Origin of the sequence: Phreatobacter aquaticus (genome assembly GCF_005160265.1) — a bacterium.
GTDB lineage: Bacteria > Pseudomonadota > Alphaproteobacteria > Rhizobiales > Phreatobacteraceae > Phreatobacter > Phreatobacter aquaticus.
On record NZ_CP039865.1, the window covers coordinates 3,962,513 to 3,976,379 of the forward strand.

12 protein-coding genes are annotated in these 13,867 nt (G+C 65.4%); 7 read left to right on the plus strand and 5 right to left on the minus strand.

Annotation, left to right across the window (positions count from 1 at the left end):
• Positions 1-96 precede the first annotated feature (96 nt).
• The 4 genes from secG to tpiA all read right to left on the minus strand — a co-directional run bounded on the left by secG (position 97) and on the right by tpiA (position 4,031).
• Positions 97-522 (minus strand): preprotein translocase subunit SecG, encoded by a 426-nt coding sequence (secG, locus tag E8L99_RS18795; protein ID WP_137100987.1) that lies wholly within the window; start codon positions 520-522, stop codon positions 97-99.
• Between the two features lie 117 nt (positions 523-639).
• Positions 640-1,677, minus strand: coding sequence for an ABC transporter substrate-binding protein (locus E8L99_RS18800; protein WP_137100988.1), 1,038 nt, complete (start codon positions 1,675-1,677; stop codon positions 640-642).
• Between the two features lie 180 nt (positions 1,678-1,857).
• Positions 1,858-3,267 carry a multidrug transporter subunit MdtD gene (gene mdtD / locus E8L99_RS18805; RefSeq protein WP_137100989.1) on the minus strand — a complete coding sequence of 470 codons (1,410 nt, stop codon included), beginning with the start codon at positions 3,265-3,267 and terminating at the stop codon, positions 1,858-1,860.
• Between the two features lie 11 nt (positions 3,268-3,278).
• Positions 3,279-4,031, minus strand: a complete 753-nt coding sequence (gene tpiA, locus E8L99_RS18810) for a triose-phosphate isomerase (protein WP_391527456.1) — start codon at positions 4,029-4,031, stop codon at positions 3,279-3,281.
• 158 nt (positions 4,032-4,189) lie between these two features.
• Here tpiA and E8L99_RS18815 point away from each other — a divergent pair, with 158 nt between their 5' ends.
• From E8L99_RS18815 to E8L99_RS18840, 6 genes are all read left to right on the plus strand, one after another.
• Complete coding sequence (locus tag E8L99_RS18815; protein WP_168201730.1) at positions 4,190-6,073, plus strand: SurA N-terminal domain-containing protein; 1,884 nt, start codon at positions 4,190-4,192, stop codon at positions 6,071-6,073.
• Positions 6,074-6,097: 24 nt separating this feature from the next.
• Positions 6,098-7,615 carry an anthranilate synthase component I gene (gene trpE, locus E8L99_RS18820; protein ID WP_137100992.1) on the plus strand — a complete coding sequence of 506 codons (1,518 nt, stop codon included), beginning with the start codon at positions 6,098-6,100 and terminating at the stop codon, positions 7,613-7,615.
• Positions 7,612-8,211, plus strand: coding sequence for an anthranilate synthase component II (locus tag E8L99_RS18825; RefSeq protein WP_252511156.1), 600 nt, complete (start codon positions 7,612-7,614; stop codon positions 8,209-8,211). The genes trpE and E8L99_RS18825 overlap by 4 nt, the downstream gene beginning before the upstream one ends.
• Positions 8,211-9,227 carry an anthranilate phosphoribosyltransferase gene (trpD, locus tag E8L99_RS18830; RefSeq protein WP_137100994.1) on the plus strand — a complete coding sequence of 339 codons (1,017 nt, stop codon included), beginning with the start codon at positions 8,211-8,213 and terminating at the stop codon, positions 9,225-9,227. The genes E8L99_RS18825 and trpD overlap by 1 nt, the downstream gene beginning before the upstream one ends.
• 18 nt (positions 9,228-9,245) lie before the next feature.
• Complete coding sequence (gene trpC, locus E8L99_RS18835) at positions 9,246-10,040, plus strand: indole-3-glycerol phosphate synthase TrpC (protein ID WP_137100995.1); 795 nt, start codon at positions 9,246-9,248, stop codon at positions 10,038-10,040.
• 169 nt (positions 10,041-10,209) lie between these two features.
• Positions 10,210-11,421: a vWA domain-containing protein gene (locus E8L99_RS18840; protein WP_137100996.1), complete on the plus strand. Its 1,212-nt coding sequence runs from the start codon at positions 10,210-10,212 to the stop codon at positions 11,419-11,421.
• A gap of 96 nt (positions 11,422-11,517) precedes the next feature.
• On the opposite strand, the gene E8L99_RS18845 is transcribed toward E8L99_RS18840, so the two are convergent.
• Positions 11,518-11,856 (minus strand): phasin family protein, encoded by a 339-nt coding sequence (locus E8L99_RS18845; protein WP_137100997.1) that lies wholly within the window; start codon positions 11,854-11,856, stop codon positions 11,518-11,520.
• A 426-nt stretch (positions 11,857-12,282) separates the two neighbouring features.
• On the opposite strand from E8L99_RS18845, the gene E8L99_RS18850 reads away from it, so the two are divergent.
• The gene (locus E8L99_RS18850) at positions 12,283-13,863 is read left to right on the plus strand and encodes a D-alanyl-D-alanine carboxypeptidase (RefSeq protein WP_137100998.1); all 1,581 of its coding nucleotides are present in this window, start codon (positions 12,283-12,285) and stop codon (positions 13,861-13,863) included.
• Positions 13,864-13,867 lie beyond the last annotated feature (4 nt).

Consider the following 13,867-nt stretch of genomic DNA (forward strand, 5'->3'; position numbering starts at 1 on the left):
CCACAAAAGCAAAGGGCCGGTTGCCCGGCCCTGTTGCCTGTTCGTCCTGAGGCCGCCATGGGCAGCCGAATATCGATGGCGGGATCGATCCCGGCCTTAGCGCTGCGGTGCGGGCGGCTGCGGTGCGCCGGGGGCCGTCGGCGGCTGCGACAAGCCGCGAAGCCCTTCCAGCATGCCGGTACCGCCGCCCTGGCCGGAGGCCGGAACCTGCGGTGCGCCGGGTGCGGCAGGCGCCCCAGGAACAGCCGGCGCGCCGGCCGGTGCAGGGGTTGCCGTATCCAGCAGCGAGCGCGGGCCGCGCGCCTGGGTCGCCATCACCGTCAGGATGATGGAGGTCAGGAAAAAGGCCGCGGCCAGAATGCCTGTCGCCCGCGTCAGCACATTGGCCGTGCCGCGAGACGACATGAAGTTGCCGCCACCGCCGCCCATGCCAAGGCCGCCGCCTTCGGAGCGCTGAAGCAGCACCACGACGATCAGCGCGAGCACGATCATCAGATGAATAACGAGGATGACGGTCTGCATGGCCGCGGGACGGTCCTTCGGACTAAGGAAACCGGGTGTCTACACGATCGATCCGGGCTTGCCTACCCCGGTCGCCGAAGCATCCCCGCACGAATTCCCGCTGGACATGGCGATCGATCAGCCTGTCGACAAGGTCTTCAGGCCACGCTCATAGACAGTATCGTTGAACAGACCCGCCGTCGCAGGCGCCTGGGCAAAATCCCCTAGCTCTACTTGATAGGCGAGCAGCTTCTCGGTCGCGGGCCGGATTGCAGCCGGCGCGGTGACGTAGGAAATGGCAGGCGACGCCAGCGCTCGGGCAATCGTGTCGACCGAGATCAGGCCGCCGCCCAGGATCGCCTGGACATGGGACGCGGCAACCGCGGGCTGCGCTTTCACGGTCTCGGTCGCCTTGACAAACAGGCCGACGAAGCGCTCGGCGGCAGCGGCCTGCTCGGCGAGAAACGTGCCGGAAGCCGCCAGCACCACGCCCGGCAGATCCGGGAACATGGCCGGCGAATTGACGATGCGCTTGATCCGGGGATCGCGATCCGGAACCAGCGTGGCCGCGGGCTCGAGCAAGGTTGCACCGTCGATGCCGCCCGCCAGCATGGCCTGCTGCACCACCTCGATGCCCATGCCGACAATCTCGACATCCGTGCGCGCAACCTGACCGACCTTCCAGAGCCAGTGATGAAGGGCAACCGTCGGGACCCCACCTGGCGGCAACGTACCGATTTTCGCGGGGCGCCCGTGCGCCGCTCGGAAGGCGGCAAAGGCGCGCGCCGGATCATTGCCCGCCTCGGCGAAGTCTTTGGCGAGTGCCGGCCCTGCCACGAAAGCCGAGCCGCCGACGGCCGCTGCCGAAATCACGGACACGTCGACGCCGCGCGAACGGATGACCGCCACCGGCGCGATGCCCACCGCCAGGACATCGATCGTTCCCGAGGCAAAGGCCTGGATGGCGTTCGGTCCCGAATCGAACTTGTTCAGCGCGAGCTTCAGCCCCGCCTGGCGAGCCGAGCCGTTGCCGGCGAGCAAGAACAGCGCGCTTGCGCCGATGACCGGCACATAGCCGACGCGCACCGGCACTTCGGCCTGCGCCTGCACCGCAGGGGACGCCAGGGCGGGAATAATGCCGGCCGAGGCCGACAGGAAGGTTCTGCGTGCGATCATGGCTAATGGCTTTCAGGGGGCGACTTCCGGGCAAGGCCGGTATCACCCCAAAATGCCGCCAAACATGGAGACCAGGTGTTCAAATCCTGAGGCGGAAGGAGATACCTGATCTCCCAAACCGCTGTTTCGCAGCAGTTTTCTTTCTCATCGAAGAACCGGTGGCAGCGGAGCCAGGCGCCGCTACTGCGCGTCACCCGCTTCCGGTCGGTCTGATCCGCCGCGGATGTCCGGCGAGAGCTGCCAGAAAATCCAGGCCGACGCGCAGGTAATCGCGCCGATGCAGACGAAGGTCGAACGGAAGGCCGCCAGGGTGGCGGCCGGGCTCGAAGTGCCGAAATAACTGGTGAAAGCCGTCAGGAGAGCGCCGGCAATCGTCACGCCGAGGCTCATCGACAGCATCTGCACCATCGAGAACAGGCTGTTGCCGCTGCCGGCCCGCTCGCTGTCGAGGTCGCGCAGCGTCACCGTGTTCATCGACGTGAACTGGATCGAGTTCAGCGCGCCATAGGCCCCGAGATGGATGATCCGGACGATCAGCGGCTCATCGGCCGAAATGAGCGCGAAACTGGCCATCAGGGCGCCAAGCAGCAGCGTGTTGGAGACCAGAACGCGGCGATAGCCAAAGCGCCGGATCAAGGGGGTGACAACGCGCTTCGCAGACATGCCGGCGGCGGCAACCGGCAACATCATCAAGCCTGCTTCCATCGGCGAACGCGCGAGGACCACCTGCAACAGGAGCGGAATGAGAAACGGCATGGCGCCGCTGCCGATGCGCGCGAACAGGTTGCCGAGCAGGCCGACCGAAAAGGTGTGAATGTGGAAGAGGTGCAACGGAAACAGCGGCGAAGGCTTCCGCTGCGCATGGAACCCGTAGGCGACAATGAGGGCAAAGGCGAAGATCAACAGGACCAGGACGGTTGCTCGAGGCATGCCGAGCTGTGTCAGCCCTTCCAGCGAGAACGACAGCGCCACCATCGCCACCGACAGCATGCAATAGCCGACAAGGTCGAATCGCCCGACCGCCGAAGCCCGGTTGTCCGGCATGAAGAGATAGGTCGCGATGCAGCCGACCACACCCACCGGCACATTGATCAGGAAGATCCAGTGCCAGGAGGCGACCTGGACCAGCCAGCCGCCGAGCGTCGGCCCGATCAGCGGCCCGATCAGGCCAGGAATGGCAACAAAGCTCATCGCCTCGAGGAATTGCGTGCGAGGCACATTGCGCAGCACGACGAGCCGTCCAACCGGCAGCAGCATGGCGCCGCCTGCTCCCTGCACGACACGCGCACAGACAAGCTGCATGAGCGAGCCCGACATCGCACAGGCCAGCGAGCCTGCAACGAACAGCACGATTGCCGCCATGAACAGGCTGCGTGCGCCGAACCGGTCGGCGAGCCAGCCGGAGGCCGGAATGAGCATGGCCATGGTGAGCGAATAGGCGATCACCACAGAATGCATTTCGAGCGGGCTTTCGCCGAGCGACCGCGCCATCGATGGCAGGGCCGTGTTGACGATCGTGGAATCGAGGGTCTGCATGAAGAAGCCGACCGCGACGATCCAGAGCAAAATGCGCAGCCGGCCCTGATCCATGGCCGGGAATTTTATCTGTATGCGGCGGCGATGGCGAGGAAGTCTGCGGCCTTCAGGCTTGCGCCACCGACAAGGGCGCCATCGACATTTGCCGTGCCCATGAGTTCCGCAGCATTGGACGGCTTCACCGAGCCGCCATAGAGCAACCGGATGCCGGCAGCCTGCTTGCCAAGGCGCGAGACCAGCTTGCGGCGCATATGGGCGTGCATCTCGGCAACATCGGCGGCGGTTGGCGTCAATCCCGTGCCGATCGCCCAGACCGGTTCATAGGCGACCACCAGATTGTCGGGATTGGCGCCCTCCGGAACCGATCGGGCGAGTTGGCGGCCAACCACGGCGAGTGCCTTGCCGGCCTCGCGCTCGGCACGCGTCTCGCCGACGCAGACGATCGCCGTCAGTCCAGCCCGCAGCGCGCCCTCGGCCTTGGCGCAGACATCGGCGTCGGTCTCGCGATGATACTGGCGCCGCTCGGAATGGCCGACGATGACAGCGGTGGCCCCGCAATCGGCGATCATCTCGGCCGACAGGTCGCCGGTATAGGCGCCCGACGCTGCCGCGTGGCAATCCTGCGCGCCGATCGCGATGCGGGAGCCCAGCGCCGCCGCGGCCGCAAGATAGAGCATCGTCGCCGGCGGGCAGATCATCAGCTCGACCTTGCCGCGCAAGCCCGCATCATAGCCCTCGGCCATGCCCGCGAGCTCCTTCAGGGCCAGTTTCGTGCCGTTCATCTTCCAGTTGCCGGCCACAAGCGGACGCAACGCCATGGAAATCCCCTCTCCGTCAGTGTTTCCGGCTGACTAACAGATGGACGCGCGCCGCGCCACCACGCGCGCTTGCCCCCATGAGGGGTGGTCACTATGCTCCGCCGACTTTTCTTGAGCCCCCCAAGCGGGACTGCCCGCGCCGTGGAGACCGATCCGGCATGCTGACTGGCATTCGCAACACTTTCGCCAAAGGCATCATGCGCATCGTGCTCGTGCTGCTGATGACCGTGCTTGTCGGCTCCTTCGCGGTCTGGGGCATCGGCGACATTTTCCGTGGCGGCACGTCCACCACGCTCGCCAATGTCGGCGGCACCCAGATCTCGGTCCAGACCTTCCAGACCATGTACAACCGAGAGGTCCAGAACCTCGGCCGCATGCTCCAGCGTGGCGTGACGCCCGAGCAGGCGCGCGCCTTCCGTATCGATGAGCGCGTCTTGAGCCAGCTTGTCACCGATGCGACGCTGGACGAGCGCGGCCGTCAGCTCGGCCTCGGCATTGACGATGACACGATCCGCAACCGCATCGTTACATCGCCGTCGTTCCGCGGCGCGACCGGCCAGTTCGACCGCAACGCCTTCGTCGAGCTGTTGCGCCAGAACGGCTTCACCGAGCAGAGCTACATCGACTACGAGCGCCGCCTGGCGATGCGCCAGCAGATTGCCGGCGCGATCTCCGACAAGGTGCCGACGCCCCAGGTGCTGGTCGATGCCCTCACCCGGTTCCAGGCCGAGACGCGCAAGGCGCAGTATCTGGTCATTGGCGCCCGCGCCGCAGGCGACATCGCGGCCCCCGATGCTGGCACGCTCCAGGCCTTCTACGAGACCCGCCGGGCCCAGTTCCGCGCTCCGGAATTCCGGAAACTGATCCTGCTGACGCTCTCGCCCGCTGATCAGGCGGCCTTTGCCCAGGTCCTGCCCGAGCAGGTCGAAGCCGAGCTCGCGCGGCTGCGCGAAGCTGCCGAGAAGCGCACCATCCAGCAGATCACCTTCCCGACACCCGAAGAGGCCACAGCCGCTGCCGAGCGTCTGAAGGGCGGTCTGACGTTCGAGGCCCTCGCGACCGAGCGCAACATTTCGGCCGCCGATCTCACGATCGGAACACTCGGACGCAGTGAAATGACCGACCCGGCCGTCCGCGACGCGGCATTTGCCCTTGCCGAAGGCGAGGTCAGCGCCCCGATCCGCGGCGCCTTCGGTACCGTGCTGGTCAAGGTGACCAAGGCCGAGCCCTTCAATGTCGAGGCTGCCCGCGAACAGGCCCGTCAGAAGATTGCCGGTGACATGGGCCGCACCGCGGTCAACGAGTTCTATGACAAGATCGAGCGCGAACGCTCGACCGGCCTGCCGCTGGCCGATATCGCGACCAAGGTCGGCCTCACCACCACGGTCGTCGATGCCGTCGATGCCCAGGGCCGCGACGCAACCGGCGCGCAGCTCAACCTCGTCGGCGCCGCCGAATTCCTTGCGCCGGCCTTCCGTGCCGAGGTCGGCATGGAGAACGACCCCGCCCAGATCCGCCAGAGCGGTACCTTCATCTGGTACGAAGTCGCAGGCGTCACGGCCGCGCGTGACCGCCCGCTCGAAGAGGTCAAGGACGCTGTCGAGGCCAGCTGGCGCGAGCAGGAGGTCAAGACCCGTATCGGCAAGGTGGCGACCGACCTGACCGAGGCGGTGCGCGGCGGCAAGCCGCTTGCAGAAGCCGGTCAGGCGCTTGGCATTGAGGTCAAGACCACCGGCGCATTCACGCGCACCACAACCGAGGGTGATTGGGGTGCTGCTGCCATCCAAGTCCTGTTCGCAACGCCAAAGGACCGGGCTGCCAATGCGGCCGCAGCCGATGGCATCGATCACATTGTCTTCGTGACAACCGAGATCGCCGTACCGGAAAACGCCGCGCTCGACGCGCGCACGCGCGGCCAGCTCACCCAGTCGGTCGAGGACGACGTGCTCGGGCAGTTCATCTCGCAGCTGCAGAAGGACTTCGGCAGCAATGTGAACCGCGTCCTGCTCCGGCGCGCCATCGGAGCCCCCGAGGGCACCTGACCTGAACGTGTTGGATTTCCGGCCATGCAGATCGAGCCGAGTTTTGAGAGCTTCGAGGCCACCTATGCGGGCAACGCCCCACAGGTGGTCTGGACGCGGCTCGTCTCCGACCTTGAGACGCCGGTCTCCGCCTATCTGAAGATCGCCGGCAATCACACCAACGCCTTTCTGCTGGAATCGGTCGAAGGCGGCGCGGTCAAGGGGCGCTATTCGATCCTGGGCCTGAAGCCGGATCTAGTCTGGCGCTGCCGAGGCTCGGTTGCCGAGGTCAATCGCCGGCCGCAGGCCGACAAGGCCGCCTTCGTGCCACTGTCCGATGCACCGCTCACCGAACTGCGCAAGCTGCTCGCCGAGAGCCGGATCGTCATCCCGGACGGCCTCCCGCCCATGGCTGCCGGTGTTTTCGGCTATCTCGGCTACGACATGGTGCGGCAGATGGAGCATCTGCCGGACGTCAATCCCGACCCGCTGGGATTGCCGGATGCCCTTTTCATCCGCCCGACCATTGTCCTCGTCTTCGATGCGGTGAAGGACCAGATCACAGTGGTGACGCCCGTCCGCCCACAGGCCGGGCAGACGGCGAAAGCGGCCTATGACCGGGCGGTGGATCGGATCACGGCGGTCGTCGACGCCCTCGACACCCCGCTCGACAAGCAGACACCGCTCCCAGACCACGCCGAGATCATGGCGGGCCTCGTGTCCAACACCTCGGTCGCCGACTATTCGGCAATGGTCGATCGCGCCAAGGATTACATTGCCGCTGGCGACATCTTCCAGGTCGTGCTGTCGCAGCGCTTCTCGACGCCGTTCACGCTGCCGCCCTTCTCGCTCTACCGCGCGCTGAGGCGGGTCAACCCCTCCCCCTTCCTCTACTATCTCGCCTTCGACGGCTTCTCGGTCGCAGGCTCGTCACCGGAGATCCTGGTCCGCGTGCGCGATGGCAAGGTCACGATCCGCCCGATTGCCGGCACCAGGCCGCGCGGCGCGACGCCTGCCGACGACATCCGTCTTGGCGAGGAGCTGCTCGCCGATCCCAAGGAGCGCTCGGAGCACCTGATGCTGCTCGATCTCGGCCGTAATGATGTCGGCCGGGTCTCGAAGATCGGCACGGTCAATGTCACCGACAAGTTCTTCCTCGAACTCTATTCCCACGTCATGCACATCGTCTCGAATGTCGAGGGCGATCTCGACCCGAAACATGACCTGATCGATGCCATGGCAGCGGGCTTTCCGGCGGGCACGGTGTCAGGCGCGCCCAAGGTGCGCGCCATGCAGATCATCGACGAGCTTGAGAAGGAAAAGCGCGGCCTCTATGCCGGGTGCGTCGGCTATTTCTCGGCCGATGGCGCCATGGACACCTGCATCGTGCTGCGAACGGCGGTGGTGAAGGACGGCCAGATGTATGTCCAGGCCGGCGCCGGCATCGTCGCAGACAGCGTCAATGCCTCCGAGCAGGCAGAATGCGTCAACAAGGCCAAGGCCCTTCTGACGGCGGCCGACGAAGCGGTGAAGACGGCGGCACGCGCCGGGAGGGGCCAGTGAAGATCACCCTCATCGACAATTACGACAGCTTCACCTGGAACCTCGTGCACTATATCGGCGGACAGGGCGCCGAGGTGGACGTTATCCGCAACGACAAAACGTCAGCGGACGCGGTGATCGCGGCCAATCCCGATGCGATCGTGCTGTCGCCGGGTCCCTGCACACCGAACGAGGCCGGCATCTGCCTCGACCTGATCGACAAGGCGTCCGCCAATATCCCGATCTTCGGCGTCTGCCTTGGCCACCAGGCCATGGGCCAGGCCTTCGGAGGCGACGTGATCCGCGCGCCTAAGCCCATGCATGGCAAGATGTCGGAGATCAGCCATTCAGGCCGCAGCGTCTTTCGCGGCATCAACGGCAAGTTCCAGGCAACCCGCTATCATTCGCTCACCGTCGATCGCGCGACCTGGCCGGATTTGCTCGAGATCACGGCGGAAGCCGAGGATGGCGTCATCATGGGGCTCATGCATCGCACCCGCCCCGTCCATGGTGTCCAGTTCCACCCGGAAAGCATCGCTTCCGAGCATGGGCACACCATGTTCGGCAATTTCCTGAAACTCGCTTCCGAATGGAATGCCGGCCAGAGACGCGCGTGATGGAAAAATTCAAGACCCTGATCGCCAAGGCTGCGACCGGAGCTCCGCTGACCCGCCAGGAATCAGCGGCAGCCTTCGACCAGATCATGTCTGGCAGCGCCACGCCCTCGCAGATCGGCGGCTTCCTGATGGCGCTGCGGGTCCGCGGCGAAACCGTCGACGAGATCACGGGGGCGGTCGAGACCATGCGCGCCAAGATGGTGCGCGTTGTGGCCCCCGACAATGCGGTGGATGTGGTCGGTACCGGCGGCGACGCTTCCCATTCCCTCAACATCTCGACCTGTGCCGCCTTCATCGTCGCTGGCGCCGGCGTGCCCGTCGCGAAGCACGGCAACCGGGCGCTCTCCTCGCGCTCGGGCTCTGCCGACTGCCTGATGGCGCTCGGCGTGCGTATCGACCTTGGCCCCGACGAGATCGCCCGGTGCATCCGCGAGGCCGGCATCGGCTTCATGTTCGCGCCAGCCCACCACCCCGCCATGAAACATGTCGGTCCGACCCGGGTGGAACTCGGCACGCGGACGATCTTCAACCTGCTCGGGCCACTGTCCAATCCGGCCGGTGTCCGGCGTCAGATGGTTGGCGTCTTTGCCGGTCAATGGGTCGAGCCGATTGCCGAGGTGCTGAAGAATCTCGGGTCCGAGCGCGCCTGGGTCGTCCACGGCTCCGATGGCCTCGACGAGGTGACCGGCACCGGCCCGAGCGCTGTGGCAGAGCTCAAGGACGGCAAGGTCACGACGTTCGAGGTCACGCCCGAGGATGTCGGGCTAACACCCTGCGCACCGGGTGACCTGAAGGGTGGCGATGCCAATCACAATGCAGCGGCGCTGCGTGCCGTGCTGGACGGTGCCCGCAACGCCTATCGCGATGTTGCGGCTCTGAATGCAGCGGCTTCGCTGGTCGTTGCCGGCAAGGCTGCGACCCTCCCAGATGCTTTCGCCATGGCCAACCATGCCATTGACAGCGGTGCCGCCGCCCGGCGGCTCGACCGTCTGGTTGCCGCGTCAGCCGCGGACTGATCCGAGGCATATCTGGCCATGTCCGACATCTTGAAGACAATCGAGGCCTACAAGCTTCAGGAAATTGCGGCAGCAAAGCTCAAGCGCTCGGCAGCCGAGATGGATCGCGCGGCGAGCGTGGCTGATCCTGTGCGTGGGTTTGCGCGCGCGATCGAGCGGACGATCGCCGGCGGGCGCACCGCGCTCATCGCCGAGATCAAGAAGGCGAGCCCGTCAAAGGGTCTGATCCGGCCGGATTTCGATCCCCCGGCTCTCGCGCGGGCGTATGAAGCTGGCGGCGCCACTTGCCTGTCGGTATTGACCGACGCCCCCTCCTTCCAAGGCGCACCGGAGTTCCTGACCGCGTCGCGGTCCGCCTGCGCGCTTCCAGCCCTGCGCAAGGACTTCATGCACGACACCTATCAGGTGGCGGAAGCGCGCGCCTGGGGTGCCGATTGCATCCTGGTCATCATGGCGTCGGTCGACGATGCACTCGCCGCGGATCTCATCGCGGCGGCGGCCGGTTACGGTATGGACGCGTTGATCGAAGTCCACGACGCAGCCGAGCTTGAGCGGGCCCTTCGCCTGCCGTCCCGGCTGATCGGCATCAACAACCGCAATCTCCGCACGTTCGAGGTCAGCCTGGAGACCTCGGAGCGTCTGGCAGCGCTTGTGCCACCCGATCGGCTGCTTGTCGGTGAGAGCGGTATCTTCACGCCGGCGGACGTTGCGCGCCTTGCGTGTGTGAACATTCGCGCCCTGCTGGTCGGAGAAAGTTTGATGCGGCAGAATGACGTTGCGGCAGCCACCAGGGCTCTTCTTGACGCTATGTAAGGCCTGCGTCAGCGGCCTTCCCTTGCGAATAAAGAGGTTTTCGCCGCGGCTGGGTTAAAATCGGCGGCGCACTATACTTAAAAACTTGCCCTAATTGCGGAACCCACGATTCCGATTGCTTATTTCGCAGCCCCTATCCTGCAACTGGTCGCAGGCAAAGGGTTATTTCATGATGATGAACAAGCTTCGGCGATTTTTAGCCGACAAGCGGGGCTCGTTGGCGGTCGCCTTTGCTGTCTCGATGTACCCGGTCATGATGATGATCTGCGCTGCCATCGACCTCAGTCGGATGAGCCAGCAACAGGCGCGTCTGCAGGCAGCCCTCGATTCAGCGGCGCTTCGGGTTGCCCGTCAGGTCGCCGACGGCAAACTGACGGGGGACTTGAATGCCGCCGTCCTGAAGGCGGTCCAGGGCAATATCAATCCGACCGAACTGGTCAACGTCCAGATATCCGCGGTGATGGATGGGGGCGTCATCCGGGTGTCCGGCACCGGGATGATCAACCCGATGATCGCGAATATCCTGACCGACAACAATCTGCAGGTCTCCGGCACATCAGCCGCAACCTGGCGAACCCGCAAGATCGATCTCGTCCTCGTGCTGGACAATACCGGGTCCATGGCCAGTTCCGGCAAGATGGCTGCCCTCAAGACCGCCGCCAAGAACCTGATCGCGTCGATGCAGGCCGTGGCGACCCGGCCGGATGCCGTGCGCATCGGCATCGTGCCGTTCGACACCCAGGTGAATATCGGCACGACCTACAAGAACCAGTCGTGGCTGAGCTATTCCGGCGTCAGCAACCTGTCCGCCAGCAACTGGACAGGATGCGTCACTGACCGCGACCAGAGCTATGACGTCAACGACACAACGCCGACAACCTCTGTCCCTGGAACGCTGTTTCCGGCCCGCCAGTGCTCGACGGGCGTCCTGGCCAGCATCCTGCCGCTCACCACCGACTGGGCTGCGATGAATGCCAAGGTCGACCAGATGAGCCCCTCCGGCAATACCAACGTCACAATCGGGCTGGCCTGGGGTTTCCATATGCTCACCCCTTCGCAGCCGCTGACGGAGGCGCGCACGCTGGCAACCGAACCCGATCTTGAGCGGATCATCATTCTGCTGACCGATGGCGACAACACGCAGAACCGCTGGACGACGAACGGAAACTCGATTGACGCGCGCACTGACCTCGCCTGTACCAACGTCAAGGCGAACGGCATCACGCTCTACACCGTGCGCGTGATCAACGGCGATGCCGCCCTGCTCCGCCGCTGTGCCTCTCAGACCACCATGTACTATGACGTCTCGACCGCAGCCCAGCTGATCCCGGTGTTCCAGGCGATCGCGGCCCAGATCGGCCAGCTCCGCCTGACCCAATAGGGACCCGAGCTGAGATATGAAAAAGCCCGGCGGAGCGATCCGCCGGGCTTTTCAATGGTGTGGCCGCTCCGCGGTTTGCCCCGGAGCCGCAAATCGTCACTTCGCCGGAGCAAATTTGGCGAACAGGCCCTCGTAGGGCTTGAAGGCTTCCTTGGCGAGCGCCGAATAGAGCTCGTTGATCTTGGTGACGCGGGCGACAGCGGTCTCGTAGGCACCCTTGGCCAGCTCGGACTGGAGCTCGATCACCTTGTCCAGGCTCTTCAGCGTGGCAATCTTCTCGACGGCGGCCGAATTGTCTTCAAACGACTTCTTGGCATAATCGACCACCTCGGCGGCAATCGCCTGATAGCCCTTGGTCACGGCGGTCATCGACTTCATCGCATTGTCGAGGCCGTCCTTGCCGAGCTTCTGCACGTCATCGAATGTCTGGGCCATGTCATGTCTCCTAAGAGGCGGCTGCGCCGCGTTTCTTGCTCATTCCCGCCCGGACCAGGGCCCGAGAGACACCCAACCGATAGGTCCAATGCTGCACTGCGTCAATTAATCTTTCGCAGTGCACCAATCGGCCATCCGACGGATAGTCAGCGTCTGGCGCATCCTCCGCGCAGGCGGTCCGTAGCCGCTTAACTTCCTGGCAACCGCTCCCGGTTACCTTGTTTCCACGTTGCCGTGATGAGCGGGAGCGGTGTGTCGAGTACGGCTGCGTATCGCCGAGAGTGGTGTTGCGTTGCCGGCAGTCCCCTGGGACTGTCGGTATCGCCCTTCCGATCGAGCAACCGCGCCCCCTCGCCACATGGCGGGACAAGAAAATGCGGATCGGTCGCCAGGATGGCCCCGGCCGCTGCATGCAGGGGTGGTGTCATGACGACCATCAGGAGCTCAGCTCGGGCCGGCAACGGCCCCCGTGGCTGGTACATTGCTCTCTTGGCAGTCGCAGGACTGGCATCGGCAAGTCTGACAACCGACGCCGAGGCGCGTGGCCGCCGCTATGCGGGCTATGCCCCGGCCTATTCGGCCATTGTCATCGATGCCAAGACTGGTCAGGTGCTTCATCAGGAATCGCCTGACGGACAGCGCTTCCCTGCCTCCGTCACCAAGGTGATGACGCTCTACGTCCTGTTCGAGCAGATTGAAGCCGGTCGCTTCTCGCTTCAATCGCCGCTGCGCGTCTCGGCCGAAGCGGCAAGCCAGCCACCATCCAAGATCGGCGTCCGCGCCGGCTCGACCATCACGGTCGAAGAAGCCATTCGGGCGCTCGTCACCAAATCCGCCAACGACGTTGCCGTCGTGATCGCCGAGAACATCTCGGGCGATGAGGAACGCTTCGCCCAGTTGATGACGCGGCGCGCCCGCGCACTTGGCATGGGCCGCACCACGTTCCGCAATGCGTCGGGTCTGCCGGACGCCGAGCAGACGACGACCGCGCGCGATCTCGCGACCCTCGGCCGCGCCATCCAGGATCATTTTCCCCGCTTCTGGAGCTATTTCCAGACCTATTCCTTCGCCTATCGCGGCGTGAACCACCGCAACCACAACAATCTGCTTGGTCGCGTTCAGGGCGTTGATGGCATCAAGACGGGCTATACCCGCGCCTCCGGCTTCAACCTTCTGACGTCGGCCCGCCGCGGCGACCGCCAGGTCGTGGCCGTCGTCATGGGTGGCCGTTCCGGCGGCGCCCGCGACGCCCGCATGCGGCAGCTGATCGAGACCTTCATGCCGCAGGCCTATGCCGGACGGCGGACGGCGCCGATGATCGCCCGGGCCACCGAGCCCGAAGCGCGTGCACCCATGCGGATCACGGCTGCGGCCCAGGTACCGGTGCCCGGTCGCCGCCAGCCGGTCGCTGCTCCCGCTCCGGCCACCCCAATGGCGGTTGCCGTGGTCGCCGCTGGCCAGACGCGTGGTGGCGCTTCGACAGGCGCTTCGGCCGCCGCCCCGGTGATGGCCAGCGCACAACCGCCACGGCCCGTCATTCGCCAAGAGACCGCGCCGGCCCCGATCGCCGCCGCGACGCTTGCCTCCGCAAGCTCAACTCCGGTGCCGGCGCCCTCGGTCGCTCCAGGCAATCCGAACCCACGCCCCGGCGTGCTTGGCACGCTGCACTCCTCGCAGCTTACCACCGCATCCGTGCCGAACCGGGCTGTCCAGATGGCCGCAGCTGGTCCCGCTCCCCAGACCGAAGTGGCTGCCCGCCGTCGCGGTGAATGGTCGATCCAGCTCGGTGCTTTCCCGACGGAATCCGCCGCCATGGAGACGCTGCGGGAAGCGCGCGAAAACACCAATCGCCAGCTCGGCTCGGCCGATCCCTATACCGAGCGGGTCGAGCGCGGCGGCATGACCCTGGTGCGTGCCCGCTTCGCCGGCTTCGACCGCGCCGGTGCCGATGCGGCCTGCCGGGCTCTGAAGAGCAACGACTACGATTGCATGCCGGTCCGCAACTGAAGCG